At 39.2% G+C, this 19,531-nt stretch carries 16 protein-coding genes; 5 read left to right on the plus strand and 11 right to left on the minus strand.

Annotated features, from left to right (window positions below; genetic code table 11):
- Window positions 1-102: 102 nt before the first annotated feature.
- The 6 genes from QLG01_RS08230 to QLG01_RS08255 form a co-directional block, all read right to left on the minus strand.
- Window positions 103-216: a hypothetical protein gene (locus QLG01_RS08230; RefSeq protein WP_081399129.1), complete on the minus strand. Its 114-nt coding sequence runs from the start codon at window positions 214-216 to the stop codon at window positions 103-105.
- Between the two features lie 159 nt (window positions 217-375).
- Window positions 376-1,098 carry a glutamine amidotransferase gene (locus tag QLG01_RS08235; protein WP_151822627.1) on the minus strand — a complete coding sequence of 241 codons (723 nt, stop codon included), beginning with the start codon at window positions 1,096-1,098 and terminating at the stop codon, window positions 376-378.
- Window positions 1,099-1,264: 166 nt separating this feature from the next.
- Window positions 1,265-2,080 carry an ethanolamine ammonia-lyase subunit EutC gene (gene eutC / locus QLG01_RS08240; RefSeq protein ID WP_250375468.1) on the minus strand — a complete coding sequence of 272 codons (816 nt, stop codon included), beginning with the start codon at window positions 2,078-2,080 and terminating at the stop codon, window positions 1,265-1,267.
- A gap of 10 nt (window positions 2,081-2,090) precedes the next feature.
- The gene (locus QLG01_RS08245; RefSeq protein WP_282496211.1) at window positions 2,091-3,476 is read right to left on the minus strand and encodes an ethanolamine ammonia-lyase subunit EutB; all 1,386 of its coding nucleotides are present in this window, start codon (window positions 3,474-3,476) and stop codon (window positions 2,091-2,093) included.
- Window positions 3,477-3,490: 14 nt separating this feature from the next.
- Window positions 3,491-4,927 carry an ethanolamine permease gene (gene eat, locus QLG01_RS08250; protein ID WP_282496212.1) on the minus strand — a complete coding sequence of 479 codons (1,437 nt, stop codon included), beginning with the start codon at window positions 4,925-4,927 and terminating at the stop codon, window positions 3,491-3,493.
- A 220-nt stretch (window positions 4,928-5,147) separates the two neighbouring features.
- Entirely contained in the window at window positions 5,148-6,659 is a 1,512-nt protein-coding gene (locus QLG01_RS08255) for an aldehyde dehydrogenase family protein (RefSeq protein WP_282496213.1), read from the minus strand.
- 142 nt (window positions 6,660-6,801) lie between these two features.
- Here QLG01_RS08255 and QLG01_RS08260 point away from each other — a divergent pair, with 142 nt between their 5' ends.
- Window positions 6,802-7,992 (plus strand): helix-turn-helix domain-containing protein, encoded by a 1,191-nt coding sequence (locus QLG01_RS08260; RefSeq protein WP_049836973.1) that lies wholly within the window; start codon window positions 6,802-6,804, stop codon window positions 7,990-7,992.
- Here QLG01_RS08260 and QLG01_RS08265 read toward each other — a convergent pair.
- Together QLG01_RS08265 and QLG01_RS08270 are read right to left on the minus strand one after the other, a co-directional pair.
- Window positions 7,989-8,957 (minus strand): alpha/beta hydrolase, encoded by a 969-nt coding sequence (locus tag QLG01_RS08265; protein WP_282496214.1) that lies wholly within the window; start codon window positions 8,955-8,957, stop codon window positions 7,989-7,991. The genes QLG01_RS08260 and QLG01_RS08265 overlap by 4 nt on opposite strands.
- Before the next feature lie 195 nt (window positions 8,958-9,152).
- Window positions 9,153-10,325, minus strand: a complete 1,173-nt coding sequence (locus QLG01_RS08270) for an iron-containing alcohol dehydrogenase (RefSeq protein WP_004791599.1) — start codon at window positions 10,323-10,325, stop codon at window positions 9,153-9,155.
- Between the two features lie 230 nt (window positions 10,326-10,555).
- Here QLG01_RS08270 and QLG01_RS08275 point away from each other — a divergent pair, with 230 nt between their 5' ends.
- From QLG01_RS08275 to QLG01_RS08285, 3 genes are all read left to right on the plus strand, one after another.
- Entirely contained in the window at window positions 10,556-12,268 is a 1,713-nt protein-coding gene (locus QLG01_RS08275) for a helix-turn-helix domain-containing protein (RefSeq protein WP_005306567.1), read from the plus strand.
- 43 nt (window positions 12,269-12,311) lie between these two features.
- Complete coding sequence (locus QLG01_RS08280; RefSeq protein WP_198308591.1) at window positions 12,312-12,671, plus strand: 5-carboxymethyl-2-hydroxymuconate Delta-isomerase; 360 nt, start codon at window positions 12,312-12,314, stop codon at window positions 12,669-12,671.
- Between the two features lie 81 nt (window positions 12,672-12,752).
- The gene (locus QLG01_RS08285; RefSeq protein WP_034591205.1) at window positions 12,753-13,604 is read left to right on the plus strand and encodes an AraC family transcriptional regulator; all 852 of its coding nucleotides are present in this window, start codon (window positions 12,753-12,755) and stop codon (window positions 13,602-13,604) included.
- A gap of 29 nt (window positions 13,605-13,633) precedes the next feature.
- On the opposite strand, the gene thiM is transcribed toward QLG01_RS08285, so the two are convergent.
- From thiM to QLG01_RS08300, 3 genes are all read right to left on the minus strand, one after another.
- A complete protein-coding gene (gene thiM / locus QLG01_RS08290; RefSeq protein WP_282496215.1) occupies window positions 13,634-14,461 on the minus strand; it encodes a hydroxyethylthiazole kinase in 828 nt (275 codons plus the stop codon).
- Window positions 14,462-14,495: 34 nt separating this feature from the next.
- Window positions 14,496-15,653 carry a hypothetical protein gene (locus tag QLG01_RS08295; RefSeq protein WP_282496216.1) on the minus strand — a complete coding sequence of 386 codons (1,158 nt, stop codon included), beginning with the start codon at window positions 15,651-15,653 and terminating at the stop codon, window positions 14,496-14,498.
- A gap of 151 nt (window positions 15,654-15,804) precedes the next feature.
- Entirely contained in the window at window positions 15,805-16,062 is a 258-nt protein-coding gene (locus QLG01_RS08300) for a hypothetical protein (RefSeq protein ID WP_013197392.1), read from the minus strand.
- Between the two features lie 319 nt (window positions 16,063-16,381).
- On the opposite strand from QLG01_RS08300, the gene pepN reads away from it, so the two are divergent.
- Window positions 16,382-18,988, plus strand: a complete 2,607-nt coding sequence (pepN, locus tag QLG01_RS08305) for an aminopeptidase N (RefSeq protein ID WP_282496217.1) — start codon at window positions 16,382-16,384, stop codon at window positions 18,986-18,988.
- The last annotated feature ends 543 nt before the right edge of the window (window positions 18,989-19,531 follow it).

A 19,531-nucleotide genomic window follows, 5' to 3' on the forward strand; every position in this document is an offset into this window, starting at 1 on the left:
TTTTGAGCAAATAGCAGATATAAAAAAAGCCCAACTGAGTTGGGCTTTTTTTATATCTATTTTCTTACATATATTATGCTTTATAGTGCTTTTGCAAATAAGCTAAGCTGGATTAACCACGTAGAAATAAAGAACAATGATGATAAGAAGAATAGATGCTAGCGTTAAATAAGTATTCACTGTATTAAAGCTTTTAAGAAATTTCAGGATTTCCATAGTAAATCAGCGTTTATTTTATGTTACAAAGTTAATAAATTAATAATACACGGAAATTAATTATAAAGGTTCCCAAACACAGATTAATAATCCATCTTTGGGTGAAAAATAAGCATTTAGTTTTATGGATATACTTTAACTAATATATTGAATTAAAGATTAACCACTATATCCAATTCGTTTAAGGAATTTTTGAATAACATCAAAAGCAGCATGTTCGAGGTTTTGAGCATATTGCTGATTTTCTTTGCGAAGTTTTGGAATTGAAATATTTGCATGGCGAAGTTCACATGTATGACCAATGAGCCATTTTTCAAAATGTTCTTCAGTCGTTTCAATGTGGAACTGCAAGGCAAGAATATTATTACCGACTTCAAATGCCTGATTGGTATAAACATCGGAACTGGCTAATAGCACCGCATTTTCAGGAAGATCGAAAGTGTCGCCGTGCCAATGTAGAACATGAACATTGTTAAGCAAACCAGATAAAACCTGATTAGCACGTAAGCTTAAGCTGAGTGGACCCCAGCCAATTTCTTTTTGATGTCCTGCATATACTTTTGCACCAAGTGCATGAGCAATAAGCTGTGCACCTAGGCAAATACCAAGTGTAGGTTTGTCAGCTGCTAAACGTTGTTTGAGTAAAGCGATTTCATCTTTTAAGAATGGATAATCGTCAGTTTCATAAACTCCGATTGGACCGCCTAAAATAATGGTTAAACCTTCATGTGAAAAAGCAGGGGTTAAATCATCAACACCTGCCTCAAAATAACGGACGCGAAATCCGAGTTGATAAAAGACATCTTCTAATGAACCTAAGTCTTCGAAAGCAAGATGCTGAATGGCATAAATAGTTTTTGGGAAGGCGTTTGTTGTGCTCATACAAATGATTCATAGAAGATCAATAGGTGGAGTATAGCGATAAATATAAAGAAGAAAATATCTGTATAAATCGTCAATACCTGAAAATTGATATTTTTCGTTAAAATGATGTTGTTATGCAAAGGATTATCTATTTATGAATAAATCCCTAAACATATTTTACTGTTTAAAATAATAGCTTTTGAGTTCCCTCAAGACCTATATCTGAAAGTTGATGCTCATCTTTTAAATTAACTCCTGAAAAGCCGAGCTGTTTTGATTTTTTCATTAATGTCATTAAACGTTGTACCGCAACAGGAATACTTAAGCCTGCAGACCGGACATTAGAAATACAATTACGTTTAGCATCAAGACAGCCTGAATATGCATTCCACGTGTAGTAAATTCCCATACTGTCAGGAGAGCTTAGACCAGGGCGCTCACCGATGAGCATCACTAGCATGGGTGCCTTAAAGATCTCAGCAACCTCATCACCTAAAGCAACCCGACTGCCTGTCGCCAGTGCAATAGGCGCAAGAGTCCAGTTTTCTTGCTGAACTTGCTCACTTAGCGCGGTAATGAATGGGATAGCATTCGCTTCAATTGCTCTTGCAGAGAGCCCATCACCGACCACAATACAAACATCGTATTGTTGAATGTCTTCTGCATACTTCTTAATTAAGACATCTTTTGATTGATCTGAAAGCTGACGTCCTAAATCAGGACGTTTAAGATAGACTTCCTTATTAGAGGCGTTGCTTTGAACATGAAGACTTTGCAGCTGTCTTTGCGCTAATTGCTCAGATAAATAGGTAACATCCATGTCTTGATAAACCGCATCTTTTGCTTGTGCATGCGACAACTGAAATTCAAGTAAGGCTTGTGTTGGGATGCTACAACCTGCACGGCCCAGAGCAATGCGGGCATCGGTAAACTGTTTAAGTTTTTCCCACTGATCTTGATGGGTAGAAGATGGATATTGAATATCACGGTTCAGTTTCATGGTGTTCTCCCTAGTTCATGAGCAGACGAGAGAATTGGTCAGGCATGTGGTCTGCCCAACAAATTTGAGAGTTTTGCTGTTTAAAAATACCTTGCTGTTCAAGCCAAGCTGAAAACTCAGGAGCGGGTTTTAAACCTAAGAGTTGTCTTAAATAGAGGGCATCATGGAACGAGGTCGTTTGATAGTTCAGCATGACATCATCTGAACCCGGAATTCCCATAATAAAGTTAATGCCCGCGGCACCAAATAGAGTAAGGAGAACATCCATATCATTTTGGTCGGCATCCGCATGGTTGGTATAGCAAATGTCGCAGCCCATTGGTACTCCGAGTAACTTGCCGCAGAAGTGGTCTTCTAGTCCTGCACGTATAATTTGTTTACCGTTAAAAAGATATTCGGGACCAATAAAGCCAACGACTGTATTCACTAAAAGCGGATTGTATTTACGAGCTACTGCATAAGCACGCGTTTCTAATGTTTGCTGATCAACGCCGTGATGTGCATTGCTGGATAAGGCACTGCCTTGGCCCGTTTCAAAGTACATTACGTTTTGACCAATGGTTCCGCGTTTGAGTGCGAGTGTGGCTTCATATCCTTCTTGTAGTAAATCGAGTGAAATTCCAAAACCTTCATTAGCCAGTTGGGTGCCAGCGATTGATTGAAACATTAAATCAATTGGCACATTTTTTTCAGCAAGTTGAATGCCTGAGCTGATATGGGTAAGTACACAAGATTGTGTTGGAATCTGATATTCCTGAATGACATAATCAAGTAATTTTAGTAGCTCTGACAAATTATGAAGGTTATCTGTTGCAGGGTTAATGCCAATCACGGCATCGCCATTGCCATACATCAAGCCATCTAAAATACTGGCAGAAATACCGAGCACATCATCGGTCGGGTGATTCGGTTGTAAACGAGTAGAAAGATGGCCTTTTAGACCAATCGTGTTACGAAATTGGGTAACCACTTCACATTTGCTGGCGACATAAATCAGATCTTGATTGCGCATAATTTTGCTGACAGCAGCTACCATTTCTGGAGTTAAACCCGAAGCTAATGCTTTTAAGCTTTGGGCAGTGGCTTCTTCTCCAAGTAACCAATTTCGAAAATCACCTACTGTAAAGTGTGAAATAGGGGCAAAAGCTGCCAGATCATGTTCATCAATAATTAGTCGTGTAATTTCATCAGTTTCATAATCGACCACAACTTCGTTCAAAAAGGTTTTAAGTGGCACATCGGCCAAAGTCATTTGTGCCGCAACATGTTCGGTTGCGTCTCTGGCCGCTACACCTGCTAATTCATCGCCAGAACGTAGCGGTGTAGCTTTTGCCATCAAGGTCTTCAAGTCAGCAAAGTGATACTGTTGATTGGCGACAATATTGCGATAACTCATAGTTGCATCCTTTTTTATAGTTCTTGTTCTGCGGCTTTAATATTTGCAAACTCTTCTTCTGGTGTACCTTTCACTAAATGATAACGGCTATAGAATAAAAAGTAAGCAATAAAAACGATATAAATACCGGCAGCAATAAACCAAACTTTCGGATTAACAACAAAGCCCGCAACGACAGCAGCGACTGCTAGAACTAAGGCAATACTTGAAGTAACGATTCCTCCAGGAGTTTTATAAGGACGAGGCATGTCGGGTTTAGATAGGCGTAGTTTGATGTGGGATAAAAGAATCAACACATAAGAAATGGTTGCACCAAAAACCGCAATTAAAATAAGTGAATCGCCTTCTTTGGTCAGTGAAAGCAAGAACCCAATAATGCCCGGAATAATAATCGCAAGATAAGGGGCTTTATTTTTATTGGTTAAAGAGAGTGAAGTAGGTAAGTAACCAGCACGAGAGAGTGCAAAAATTTGACGTGAATAAGCATAGATAATTGAAAAGAAACTCGCGATTAAACCTGCTAAACCAACAAAGTTAACAAAAGTCGCAAGCCAAGTATTGGTACCATAAACTTTAACCAAAGCATCGACGAGGGGAGCGCCTGAGTTTTGCAAAGTACTTGCACCTGCTGCGCCTGCACCCAAGAATAAAATGAGCATAGCGAACGCCGTTAAGATGAGCATGGCACCTATTAAACCGCGTGGGAGAGATTTGGCTGGATCTTTTGCTTCTTCGGCTGCTAAAGGAACACCTTCAACTGCAAGGAAAAACCAGATTGCAAAAGGAACCGCTGCCCAGATACCTAAATAGCCATGAGGTAGAAAACTGCTTGCACCTACACCTGTACCAACAGGAATATCTAACAGGTTTTGTGCATTAAAATGCGGAACCATTGCCACAATAAACACAACCAGAGCAACAGCTGCGACAAGTGTAATTGCGAACATAATTTTTAAGGCTTCGCCGGCACCTTTCAGATGTATGCCCATAAAAATGGCGTAGCAGGCGAGGTAAATCATCCAGCCATTAATACCAAATAGAGATTCGCAATAACCACCAATAAACACGGCAATCGCCGCAGGAGCAATTGCGTATTCAATTAAAATGGCTGTTCCTGTTAAATAGCCCCCGAAAGGACCAAAGGCAGCACGTGCAAAACTATAACCGCCACCTGCTGTCGGCATCATGGTGGACATTTCTGACATAGATAGACATAGGCACAGATACATGATTGCAGCGAGGGCAGTGGCAATAAACATACCGCCCCAGCCACCTTGAGCAATACCAAAGTTCCAGCCAGCAAAATCACCTGATATTACATAAGCTACGCCTAAACCAATCAGGAGTAACCAACCAACCGTACCTTGTTTGAGTTGACGCTGAGCAAAATATTCTGCTGATGAGACTTCTGTGCTTGAAGAAATGACGGAAGCTGTTTCTGGTTGATTCATACAATACTCCTGCGAGTGGGTTTGTATGAATCAATGCAAAAGCAATGCCTAAATGAAGCACTTCAGAGAGTAAATGGAGCTTTTTTATTCTAAAAGATAAAAATTCAAGCTTAACAATCGTAAATAAAGAAGCCAGCAATCTAAATTACTGGCTTCTTATATAATTAGTCATCTTACTTCTTTCTAGTGTTGATAGTTTGGTATCAACTTGGTGCGAAACTTAGAAGAAGCCCATTGGTTTAGTTGAATAACTCACCAATAAGTTTTTAGTTTGTTGATAGTGATCTAGCATCATCTTATGGTTTTCACGGCCAATACCAGACTTCTTGTAACCACCAAATGCAGCATGTGCAGGGTAGATGTTATAGCAGTTTGTCCAAACACGACCCGCTTCAATAGCACGACCCGCACGATAAGAAATGTGAGCTGAACGTGACCATACACCTGCACCTAAACCATACATGGTGTCATTGGCAATTTTAATTGCATCGTCAAAGTCTTTGAACGTTGTTACAGCAAGTACAGGTCCAAAAATTTCTTCTTGGAAAACTTGCATGCCATTGTGACCTTTAAAAATAGTCGGATCGACATAGTAACCATCGCCTACTTCTTTACGGCCGCTACCACCAAGTAAGAGTTCTGCACCTTCTTCACGACCAGTGTTAATACAACGTAAGATTTTCTCTTGTTGTTGTAGAGATGCTTGAGCACCAATCATCGTTTCAGTATCAAGTGGATGACCAGTTTTAATACGTTTTACACGCTCGACAGCCATTTCTAAGAACTGATCAGCAATACTTTCTTGTACTAAAGCACGAGAAGGGCAAGTACATACTTCACCTTGGTTTAAGGCAAACATCGCAAAACCTTCAAGCGTTTTTTCTAAGAAGTCATCTTCTTTGTCCAAGATATCTTCAAAGAAAAGGTTTGGTGACTTACCGCCAAGTTCTAATGTCACTGGAATAATATTTTCAGTCGCATATTGCATCACCATTTGTCCAGTTTGGGTTGAACCTGTGAACGCGATTTTTGCAATACGTGGGTTTGTCGCTAAAGGACGGCCGACTTCTGAACCGAAACCATTGACAATATTAAGGACACCCGGTGGTAAAATGTCTTGGATGAGTTCAGCCACCAACAAAATACCCACTGGAGTTTGTTCAGCTGGCTTAATCACAACACAGTTACCAGCTGCTAAAGCAGGTGCAAGTTTCCATGCTGCCATCAAAATCGGGAAGTTCCATGGAATGATTTGACCAACTACACCGAGTGGTTCGTGGAAATGATACGCAATGGTATCTTCATCAATTTCAGAGATGCCGCCTTCTTGAGCACGAATACATCCAGCGAAATAACGGAAATGGTCAATCGCAAGTGGAAGGTCAGCTGCTAAAGTTTCACGGACTGCTTTACCGTTATCCCAAGTTTCTGCAACAGCAAGCATTTCAAGATTTGCTTCTAAACGATCAGCAATTTTTAAAAGGATATTCGAGCGTACTGTTGGTGATGCTTTATTCCATGTTGTTTTCGCTTTGTGTGCTGCATCTAGAGCGAGCTCAATATCTTCGGCACTAGAGCGTGGAATACGTGTGAAAGCTTTTCCGTCAACAGGAGATACGTTGTCAAAATACGCACCCTTTACAGGTGCTACCCATTCACCGCCAATAAAATTTTCGTATTGTGATTTAAATTGAACTTTTGAGCCTGGTTGATTTGGATCGATATAGCGCATATAAATATTCCTTTGCTTTTTAGGACTAAAGACTAACAAGAACCCTGTCAGTAGGTACTTTCGTACTTTGTATAATTAGGATATAAAGAAGAAGGTTGGAGAAAGGTTGGAATAGAAATGTGGATATATAAGGAATTTACAAATGTTCACAAAAAAGGATTTATTGCAGCAACGGACGTTGATTGATCAACTGCGCACGCAAAATAGTCTCTCTCCTCAGAATGCTGCCAAACTCGGCCAAAGTATTGCAAGCTCATGGGAACGATCAGCTTCTGCTGCGATTCCTAAAGAGCGTTTTGCGGCTCCTTTAGTCGAAAAAAAATCTGCTTCACAAAATGCTTTAGATATGGCTTTAAGTCAGTGTGCCGATGATTTACGTCATATTGCAGAGCAGTCTTCAATGGTGATTGCTGTCGGTGATATCGGCAGTACCATTATCTGGACTGCACCCAGTGCTCAAATGCAAAGTGCTGCTGAACGTGTACATTTTGTACAAGGTGGGCAGTGGCGTGAAGAATTTGTAGGCACAAATGCCTTGGCTTTATCTTTAAAAACTCAACAATCAAGCTGTGTTTTTTCAAATGAACATTACATGGAATCGATCCACGAGTGGGTGTGCTATGCCGCACCGATTATCGATCCATACTCAAAACAAACCCTCGGTGTCGTTGATTTATCAACAACGTGGAAGAATCATAATAGTTTAGGAATATTGGCTGCTGAACGTTGTGCATCCATTATTCAATCTGCTTTGCTAGAGCAGCAGCGCCAGCAATTACATATCCGTGCTTTTTCGACGCCACAAGTTAAATTTAATGGCAAAAGTTTATTATTAACACCGCGTCAAATTGAAATTTTAACCATATTGGCGTTATGTCCACATGGTTTAACTTTAGAGCATCTTTATCAGGCGCTCTATGGTGAACGTAAAGTCAGTATGGGTACGCTTAAAGCTGAAATGTCTCAACTACGAGATATTTTGGGTGGTTTACTGGGTTCACGCCCATATCGTTTGCTGGTACATGTTGAAGCCGATTTTTTACAAGCGGAACAAGCACTGGATGCAGGATATGCGGCCTCAGCTTTGCAGCTTTACACAGGTGTGTTTCTGGCAAAAACGGAAAGTCCGTTTTTGTGCGCATGGCGTGACTGCCTTGAATCGCGTTTGAGCGATGCAATTTTTAAAACGCAAGAAACGGATTTATTACTTAAGCATTTAGCTCATTTTCCTGAAGCAATCGATGCGGTAGAACGTCTTATGGAGTTAGTACCGAGCGAACATCCCGCGCATCAATTGCTGATGAAATACCTTGACTCACCTAAGCTCAGTTAAGTGATTTTTTGATCCAGCCAATGGAATAATTGTTGATAGACTTGTTCTCGTACTGGCTGGGCCGAAAGGACTAAATCATGCAAGCCATTGTGAATAGAGACAACAGAGACATCACCTTTGATTTTTTTGCCAAATTTTTCAATGTCTTTAACGTCTAAAATTACATCGCTTTGAGTCGCATCGGCTCCCCATTTTTTAGGGTTTTTAGTCTGATGAGAATGCATAATCAGGGCGGGAATATTCAGTTTAACCCCGCGATGTATTTCTTTTTGTGCCGTATGAATCGCATGTAGAAAGCTGAGTTGAACCGTAGGGGCAGAGGTAGGTTTCCAGTCCAGATTAAAGTCCCATTCGCCCTTGAGCTGTTTGTGAAGGCTCGCGGTGTACCATTTGTTTAATTGACTTGGGAATTTAACTTTTGGCAGATATTTTCCTACTCGACTGAGTACTGGAATACCAAATTTTTTCTCGACCAAGCTTAAATTAAAATCGTAAAACGGGCTGTTTGCCCAAAGTCCTTTAATCAGAGGGTGGTTTGGGTTATGGGCAGCATAAAGCGTCGCTGTCAAACCCCCAGTCGAATGCCCTGCAAGCAAGACTTGTGTGTGCTGTTCTTTGCCAATAATCTCTAATGCTTGTGTAATTTCAGCATCGTATTCATTTAAATCAAGCACATTATAGAAAATTTGATGAGGTAGCTTTGAACGGCCATATTTTCTTAAATCTAGCGCATAGAAGTCATAACCATGAGCATTGAATTGCTCAGCCATTTCGGTTTGAAAGAAATAATCTAAAAAACCATGAATATACAGCACGGCTTTTTGAGTCGATCGAGCGGCCTTTTTACGGACTAAGGTGGCTACAACTTTTCCTTCGTAATCATTAGGAAAGTTGAGTGTGAGCTGTTCGTAGCCAGTACCTAAAATATCTGGAACATAAGTTTGATTAGCTGAAGATGTATTCATTTTTATCGAGCTATTGTAATTAAGACATGCTGAGTATCCTTCAATGAAATGGGCGAATTGTCAATCAGGTTTAGAGAGGGTTGGAATATAGTTTCTAAAAAAAGGGAATACCGCTGGAGCTAAGTATTCCCGAAAAAAGTAAGTCAACGGTCGTAGGGATTTGACTTACTAGAGGGATATGCCATTACATCAGTATTAAAGTGCTGCTTTAAAAATCTCCACAACTTGTGCATGGTTTGCTTTACGAGGGTTGGTCAACATACACGCATCTTTTTGAGCATTATCTGCCATCACCGCAAGGTCTTCAGTTTTCACACCTAGCTCTGTTAAACCAGATGGAATACCAATAGACGAAGACAGTTTACGAATGGCATCAATAGCAGCATATGCAGCTTCCATCACTGTTAATCCATGAGTTCTTACACCCATTAACTCCGCGATTTTTGCGTAACGATCTGGGCAAGCAATTAAGTTAAACTCACACACGTGTGGTAACAAGATTGCATTACATACGCCGTGAGGTAGGTTGTAAAAACCGCCCAACTGATGAGCCATTGCATGAACATAACCTAAAGATGCGTTGTTAAATGCCATACCAGCCAAGTACTGTGCATAGCTCATTGCATCACGCGCTTCGATATTTTCACCATTTGCGACAGCAGGTTGTAACCATTGACTAATCATCGTAATCGCTTTTTCTGCACACGCATCGGTAATTGGATTTGCCGCCGTAGACACATATGCTTCAACTGCATGGGTTAACGCGTCCATACCTGTTGCCGCTGTTAAACCAGCCGGTTTTGCAATCATGAGTTTTGGATCGTCAATGGCAATAAGAGGGGTACAACGCCAGTCGACAATTGCCATTTTTACGTGAGTGTCTGTATTGGTAATAATACAGAAACGAGTCATTTCAGAGGCCGTACCAGCCGTTGTATTCACTGCAATCAGTGGTGTCATTGGCACTTTGCTTTTATCGATGCCTTCGTAGTCACGAATATGACCACCACCAGCAGTGACTAAACCAATCCCTTTTGCACAGTCATGAGATGAACCGCCACCTAGAGAGACAATAAAGTCACAGCCATTTTCGTTATAGGCATTTACACCGTTATGAACATTAATATCGGTTGGGTTAGGTTCTGCACCCGGAAAAATATGGCTCGCAACGCCTGCTTCAGTTAAATAGTTTGCGATAAGATCTGCGACACCAAATTTAAATAAGCCTTCATCGGTCACAATTAATGCTTTTTTTGCGCCGAGGTTTTGTGCCTTTGTACCAATTTCTTTGGCACATCCTGGTCCAAAGAGCGATACACAAGGAATATAAAAACCGTTTGTTTGATCTGCAATATTTTTAAAAGCCATGGAGTGATTCCTTCTTCCATAAATCCATTGTTTGTTATTACAGGTGAGCCTCACCATGGCCTTAGTATTGTGATGTGAGGATTATTTTCCTACCTACCAAAAACCTACCAAATATCATTTTATTATTAATTATTGATTTATATGGTTTTTGCAGAAATTCTGGCACATTCATTTAATTTTTTCGGGAAAGTCGTTAAGCTATGGGCTGTTGAAGATGTACTTATGAGATTATGAAACAGGAAACTGCGCTTAAACTGCTTAAAGCAGGTGAAAATGTCTTTTTAACCGGTTCGGCTGGTGCAGGGAAAACCTATACACTTAATCAGTACATCCAATACCTAAAAGCACGTAAAGTGCCAGTAGCAATTACGGCATCTACAGGTATTGCAGCAACACATATGAACGGCATGACCATTCATACATGGGCGGGCATCGGTATTAAAGATCAGTTAACTGACGATGACCTAAAACGTATGAAAGAGCGTAAATATCTCAAGGAACACCTTGAAAATGCGCAAGTTCTCGTCATCGATGAAATCTCGATGCTCCATGCTAAGCAGCTTAATCTGGTCAATCAGGTTTTAAAGTATTTTAAAGAAAGTGATGAAGCTTTTGGCGGTATTCAAGTCATTGTGGCTGGAGATTTCTTTCAGTTGCCACCCGTTGGACGTAATAGTGAAGCCAACCGTGACAAGTTCTGTTTTATGTCTGATGCATGGGTCGAAGCCAAATTTCGCGTATGTTATTTAACAGAACAGCACCGTCAAGATGATGAAATTCTGAATCAGATTTTAAACGCCATTCGTGCGCAGAATATTCAATCAGATCATTTACACGCATTACGTCAATCACGCTCGCATGATATTGGTGAGACCTTTACTCGTCTTTATACGCATAATATGGATGTCGACAATATCAATTATCAGCACTTAAATGAAATTGATAATGAAGGGCATCAATTCAATGCCGTTTTAGACGGTAATGAAAAGTTATTAGAAACTTTAAAATCTTCGGTACGCGCCCCAGAAGAACTCACCCTAAAGAAACATGCAAAAGTCATGTTCGTAAAAAACAACTTTGATATGGGGTATATCAACGGGAGTTTAGGTGAAGTTATTGGCTTTGAAGAAGATGATGAAAACGGGTTACTGCCAAAGGTAAAACTAACCGATGGCACGACATTGTTAGTTGCCCCTGAAACATGGTCAGTCGAAAACGAAGCGGGCAAAGTGATTGCAAGTTTTCAACAAATTCCGCTTCGTTTAGCTTGGGCAATTACCATTCATAAAAGCCAAGGCATGACTTTGGAAGCTGCTGAAATTAACCTCACGAATACCTTTGAAAAAGGTCAGGGTTATGTAGCATTGTCGCGTTTAAAATCTTTAACTGGTCTTAAGTTATTAGGGATTAACGAGCAAGCTTTAGAGTTAGATAGTTTAGCTGTAAAAGCTGATCGCCGTTTTCAAGAGCTTTCTAAAGAAGCTGAAGACAACTTTGCAGATGTAGATTTAACCGCTCAGCATAAAGCCTTTATTCGTCACTGTGGCGGCACCTTAAATGAAACTGAGATTTCTCGTAATGAGAAGAAACTCGCAAAAGGTGGAAAGCAAAATTACGCTACGGCAACGCTAGACGAGACACGTGCGTTGTTTGAAGAAGGCTATGAAATTGAAGACATCGCGCATGAGCGTGGTCTGACACCAGCAACCATCATTAATCATTTGGCTCGACTTCATAAAGAACAAAAGCTAGATATTTCAGTTGCCCATCCGGGTGAAGAAGTAGTCGAAGAAATTCGCAAAATTTATAAGAAGCTGAAAAAACGTCAAAATCCAGATCATTTTTCTGATGATGGTTCGATCAAACTAAGACCAATTGTTGAAGCAACCAGTCCTCGAATGGGATATGATCAGGTTCGATTAGCTTTATTATTTATTGAGTAAAGTTTAATTAGCTTAATTACTTATTACATAAATTGAGGTGGCTATGCCGCACGTTGTAGTTGATTATTCAGAAAACTTAACTGGATTAAACGCAAAACAATTACTTGAAGAAATTAATACCACACTGATTGAGACAGAGCTATTTAGTCCAGAAGACATTAAAAGCCGTGCGCGTAAAGACGAGATTTTCCTCATTGGCTTAGGGGCTGATCAAGCTTATATTCATGTAAAAGTTTATATTTTGTCGGGAAGAACTGACGAACAAAAACAGCTAATGGGTGACCAGCTATTAACGGCGCTCAGCAATAAAAATTATCTACAGCAAGAGTTTAATAAAGAAATTCAATTGTGCGTTGAGCTTGTCGATATGCCAAGAGAAGATTATTTCAAGCAAGTTGTATAACACTAAAAAGCGCAATTTCGATCAAGAATAGAGATCAGCACTATGTAAAAGTAGTGCTATCGAATGAACAGACATAAATGTATGGCTGTATATATACAAAAGCTGCAACTGGTTTGCGATTATATTCAAAGACATTTAGATGAAGATTTAGATGTTGACCGATTGAGCCAGATTGCCGCTTTATCTAAGTTTCATTTTCATCGTATTTTTGCCATTCATATTGGTTTAAATGTGATGAAGTTTATTCAACTTTCTCGTTTAAAGCGGGCCTCTTTTCAATTGGCTTTTGAACCAGATCTCAAAATTATTGAGATAGCATTGCAAGCAGGGTTTGATAGTCCAGAGGCATTTACTCGTGCATTTAAGCGTTCATTTGATCAAACTCCTCGGGCTTTTAGAGATAAACCGGACTGGGAATCTTGGCACCAGAAGTTTGTTTTTACACTTCCAAAAAGTGAGCTAAAAATGAATGTAAATATTGTTGAGCGTCCTGCTGAAAAGATTGCCTATCTGTCTCATTTAGGCAGTCCAGATAAAGTCTTTGAAACCGCTGCACGTTTTATTGCTTGGCGCAAAGAAACAGGTCTATCGCCTGTGACCAAGTCTAGAACTTATGGTATTCCATTTGCTGACCCTGAGCAGACTCCGTCTGACGAGTTTCGATTTGATATTGCTGGTTCAATTGAAAAGGCTATACCGGAAAATAGTTACGGCGTACTAACAGGGGAAATTCCTGCCGGTCGTTATGCGACCGTAAGACATTTGGGTAGCCACGACCAGATTAAAGATAGTGTTTATTACATCTTTAGAAACTGGTTACCTGAGCAAGCCGAAGAAGCAGGGGAATATCCAGTTTTCTTTCACTATCATAACTTTGTGCATGATGTGAAAGAGTGTGACCTTATTACAGATATCTACTTACTTTTAAAATAAGAGTAGTGGGGTAAAGGCATAACTTGCGATTATGCCTTTAAACCTAATAGCTTTATATTTGCATATTGCTCAATCAGATTGGCATCTAACATATGGATATAGTCCATAAAAATGGTACTAAAACTTCCCATGGTTTGTGCCTGATTGGCAGCAAGTTTACCCGCAATTGCAAAATGCACATGGGCTGAAAGCGCTGCAATGGTTGGAGTCGTTACCGCACTATATGCAGCGATTAATGCACCTAAAGCACAACCAGTTGCTGTAATTTTGGGTTGTAAGGGGCTGCCACCGTTAACTTGAATAACGACATCTAGCTCTTTAGATAAAATGTAATCTGACTCACCTGAAATTGCGATACAGTCGGTATGTACTAATAGCGCGTAAGCTTGTCGATAGGCATCATCACTACTTAGGGTACTATCAACACCTTTAGATTGAACTTGATTACCTGCAAGTGTACTGATTTCTGATGCATTACCACGAATAACGCTAGGCTTAAACTGTAAAAGCTCATCTGTCATTTGACTGCGCCAAGCTAAAACTGGCCCATAACCCACCGGATCAAGTACCCACGGAATGTTATTAAGCTGTGCTGTTTTTGCAGAAATTTGCATGGCTTGCATTTGTTCTGAAGTCGGAGTGCCTAAATTAATGCTTAAAGCCGATGAAATTTTGGTAAAACTTTCTGCTTCATAAGGATTATCAATCATCGCAGGGGAAGCACCAGAAGCGAGTAACACATTGGCTGTATAGTTAGCTGCAACGCTATTGGTAATACATTGCACAAGAGGCGTTTTTGCCTGCATGCTTTGCCAAGCTTCAATGACCTGTTCAATCAAACTAGATGTCGATGTCATATTATTATCCCTAGTAAGCTAAAGTGATATAGATTTAGTGGGTAAAATAGTGGTCCTGATGCTTACATTTTTGGCAAATCAAAGAAACATAATCTGCCGCATCATAATCAACGGTTAAATCATTTGAACCACAATGCATACAACGTTTGACAGAATAAAAATTTAAACGTGGTTCAATTTTGCGCCATGCTTTCCATACAGGTTGTACAAATATCTGTTCGTCATAACCTAAGAAACGGTTAAGCAAAATATAACTCATTTTACTATAGGGAATATTATGAGGACGAGGCAGCATGGAGGTTTCCCACTTTTCAGTTAAGGCTCTCTCACGATATTGCTCTAATGTTTTCTTTAATAAATTGGTGTTAATAAATTTATCATTGCGAGGCTGCAATGCTTTTTGTTTATAAAGGTATTCGAGTGCCGTCTGAATTAGATAATAGATCTGTCCAATCGCCAATGATTCCATTAAGCGGTAGCAAAAGCTTTGGAAATTTGAATTCCCAGCAATCTGGATGCCCCAAGTTCGACAATAAAATTGCATGAACTGAATAATTTCTTGATAGAGCACCTGAAAAAGTACATCTTTAACTTCATCTGCACTACGAAAGGGAACGCCGTAACTTAAATTTTCATAAAACCAGTTCCGCAGTTGTTGAGCCACACTAAATAAACTTGGATCGCTGTAGCCATCTAAACGAATATTTAAATAAAAACACTGTGGATCTTCAGTTTGATCATTTGCATTCAAAATGCCATCTTTATGTAGCTGTTTAATTAAATAGCTCTGAAACATCCAGTTAGGGGTGATCTGATGATATTTAATTTTGTCCCAATGAATATATTCATCATGAGTGATTTCTTCACGCGCATATTCATCTAAAAGACTCAGCAAGAAAAGTTTATGCAAAAAACTGAGCTGTTCCAGACTGCGTTGTGGTTGTTCTTTTGATTTAAATTGGCGTTGTTCTTGTAAGCGTGTTTGCTGTAAAAGCTTTTTCCGTTGTTTTGTGCATGTCTCACAGTGGCACGTCATTTTTTCATCTTTAAATATGCGGTGCTGACAATGACTACATTCATGAAATTGAATGTCTTGTTCAAATTGCTCGGCATCTACCCAGTACATTGAAGCTTGGCAGAGAGGACAATGGCTACTTTCATCCAGTTGTTTCTGTAGAATTTGTAAGGCCATTTTGCTCCGAACATAAAATAAAAAATGATGGGGCTATTATACACAGCCGTACTGTATATGGCTGAGATTGCGAGTTGCGTTTGTTGTTAAAATAAAAAGACCTAAAATCTATGTGAGAATTTTAGGTCTTTATCGCGAGTTAAATTGTTGATTAAACAGGGCACGGCAAGTTCTCATCATTCTGTCCAAGTTTTTTGGCATTAATAAGTGCCTGTACTTTTTTACTTGGTAATTTTACTTTGCCTAGTGCATCGTAAGTATTCACAATGGAGCTAACCTCCTGAGTGGTCATAGAAATACCTTCCGCAGTTAAGAACACTGCAATCACATGGTGATCGAGTCCTGCCGCATGTAAATCATGAATCGCTTTAATATTTTCTAAACGATGAAAATGTGCTTTTAATTCCATATTGACACCTCTTGCTCTTATTGAAATACCCATATTGGTCTATTTAAATAGGCAAGAACCATGCCCAAAATGTAAGCTGACTCTAAAAAATGTTAAAAGCTAAAGGTGTTTTATTTTTATTGTATAGATTGCTTATATAAACAACGATTATCGTAAATTTGGTCTAATCTGTGCTAATAAAACCAGATTCTAATTTGAAATGTATCAATGAAGTCCCATTAATTTTATAAAGGTAAGCAAATACAGTATGTATGACTTGGCGTATGATATTTCATGGCGACTCATACTGCCGTTTTAGACGAGTATATAAGGAATAAAGATGAATATTGCGGCGCAGCCTCCAGTTCAGGCAGATCAAACAGTTTATTTAAAAGATTATCAAAAACCTGCGTTTTTAGTTGAATCAATTAATCTTGATATTCAAGTATATGACGATAAAACAATTGTTGATTCAACGTTGGTGATGAAGCGCCAAACTGAGGGCGATCTGGTTTTACTTGGTCGTGATCTTGAGTTGCAATCTGTTCAGTTAAATGGACAAATTCTTACTTCTGCACAATATTCACTCGATAGTGAGCAATTGGTGATCACTAACGCACCAGCTGAAGTCATTTTACAAACACAGGTCATTATTCATCCTGAAACCAATACTCAATTAGAAGGTTTATATAAAGCCGATGAGTTGTTTGTAACCCAAAACGAACCTGAAGGTTTCCGCAAAATTGCGTTCTATCCAGACCGTCCAGACGTACTCTCAGTCTTTACTACCCGTGTAGAAGCAGACAAAAAATATCCAGTGTTACTTGCCAATGGTAATTTGCTAGAAACAGGTGAAGTTGGCGAAAACCGCCACTTTGCCATCTGGCAAGACCCGACTAAAAAACCAAGCTACTTGTTTGCTTGTGTCATTGGTGATTTAGCTGTACTTAAAGATCGTTATACGACGTCTGAAGGGCGTGATGTTGCTTTAGAAATTTATGCAATTGAGAAAGATATTCCAAAATGTCATATCGCGATGGAAGCATTAAAGCACTCAATGCGTTGGGATGAAGAACACTATGGCCGTGCCTATGACCTCGACAACTATATGATTGTTGCGGTAAGCCAATTCAACATGGGTGCAATGGAAAATAAAGGTTTAAATATCTTTAACACGTCATGTGTACTTGCCGACGAAGAATATACAACTGACGCAGCGATTATGCGTGTACAGTCTGTAATTGCCCATGAATATTTCCATAACTGGACAGGTAACCGTATTACTTGCCGTGACTGGTTCCAACTTTGCTTAAAAGAAGGTTTAACGGTATTCCGTGATCAATCTTTCTCAGAAGATTTACAATCTGCTGCGGTTCAACGTATTGATGATGTCGCTGTGCTTAAATCTCATCAGTTCCCTGAAGATGCAGGCCCATTGTCGCATCCGCCGCGTCCAGACCACTTCGTCGAAATTAATAACTTCTATACGGCGACTGTCTATGAAAAAGGTGCGGAAATTAACCGCATGATGTCGACCTTACTTGGTAAAGAAAAATACCGTCAAGGAACCGACGAATATTTCCGCCGTCATGATGGGCAGGCTGTAACTGTAGAAGATTGGGTTGCTGCTTTAACAGCTGGTTCTGGTGTAGATTTATCTGCATTCTTAACGTGGTATAACCAACCAGGTACACCAAAGCTTGAAGCAAACGGTGAATATGATGCAACAGCACAAACTTACCGTTTAAGCTTTAAACAAAGCCTGAAAGCACATCCTAAATACCCAAATTTAAAAGCTGTTCCGATTCCTGTGGCTTTAGCACTCTTTAATGCTAAAACAGGTGAGCAATATACTTTGCACAGTGACAGCCTATTTGTAAACGATGTTAAAGATGGCGTGTACTTGTTTGATCAAGACGAGGCAAGCATTGAATTTACTGGCGTGACTGAGCAACCAGTGGTGTCGCTACTTCGTAATTTCTCAGCTCCTGTAAATCTTGTATTTGATTATACCGATGAAGAATTAGCATTCTTAATTCAGCACGAAACGAATGGTTTTAACCAATGGCAAGCCACCCAAACCTTGCTTGAACGTATCTTGCTAGAAGACCATTCTGCCGATGCGTACATTCAAGCTATTCAAAGCACTTTACCTGAGCTAGTTGGTCGTGACCCGCTTTTAGCATCGCGTTTGTTTGATGTACCAAGTGAAGGTTACTTAGGTAGCCGTATCGATCAGAACTATGCACCATCCGATATTCATGTAAAACGTGAGGCCTTACTCAATCGTTTGGCACAAGAGTTGGGTTCATTCTGGAAAGATACTTACCTTACACTTGACCCTGACCTACAAAAAGAGTTTTCTTTGGCGATGGGTGTACGTGCGTTAAAGAATATTATGTTGATGATGATGGCTCGTCAGGGCGATCAAACTGCATTTGAACTTGCACACGTGCAATATCAAAACACAGGTAATATGTCTGAACGCTTAGGGGCGTTACGTGTATTGGTTTGGCAAAATGCGCCTCAAGCTCAAGATGCACTTGCTGATTTCTATGACCGCTTTAAAGATGAAGCGTTGTCTTTAGATCAATGGTTCATGATTCAGGCAGCAAACCCAAATGCGATAGCAGAAACAATCGAGTACCTGACTCAACATCCTGACTATGATTTAACAACCCCAAACCGTATTCGTGCGGTGAGCGGAGGGTTGTCAAATAACCCTGAAAACACTTGGGGCTTTGGTGTAGCTCATTTTATTAACCTTGCACAATATCTAGATGAAAAGAACCCAATTTTAGGTTCACGTCTGTTACAGGTATTGTCGCGTTGGTACACACTTGCTGAACCGCAACGTACTCAAGTGCAACAGGCTTTACAAGCATTGCAGCCTAAAGTGAAATCGAAAAACGTTTCTGAAACTTTAAATAGTATGTTAAGCGTTTAATTATTTAAAAATACTTAATAAAGGTCTCGTAAGAGGCCTTTACTTTTTTATATTTGTAATAGTTATTCAACGTTTTAAATAAACAAAAATATCCTTGTTGTAGTTCATCTGTAGCTCTAAGTTTTATCATTTTATTGTTTTATAAATTATAAAACTTAATATTTTTTGAAGATGGATCTTTAAGAAATAATATAAAATGAAAATTAAAGAGATAAATAATATAAAAATAAATAAATTAAGAAATAATATCTAATTTTTTAAGGTGAGCTCGATTCTGTAATATTTATTTAAATTTAATTTAATATTTTCTCTAATAATTTTATTAAATTTAGTTAAATCATATATTTATGTTTTGTGATTATTGTTTTTTGTATCCATAGAATAAGTTTAGGTAAATTTGTTTTATAGATTGGAAATAAAAATAATAACGTGAACATGCATTTTAATTGTTTTTGTGTATTATATTTAAAATAGGATAAAAAAATAAGCTTTATAAGGAGCCCTTAAATAGAAATGATTGTAAGAATAAGTGGCAAATTTTTT

It is taken from the genome of Acinetobacter sp. V89_4 (assembly GCF_029967875.1).
Classification (GTDB): Bacteria; Pseudomonadota; Gammaproteobacteria; order Pseudomonadales; family Moraxellaceae; genus Acinetobacter; species Acinetobacter oleivorans.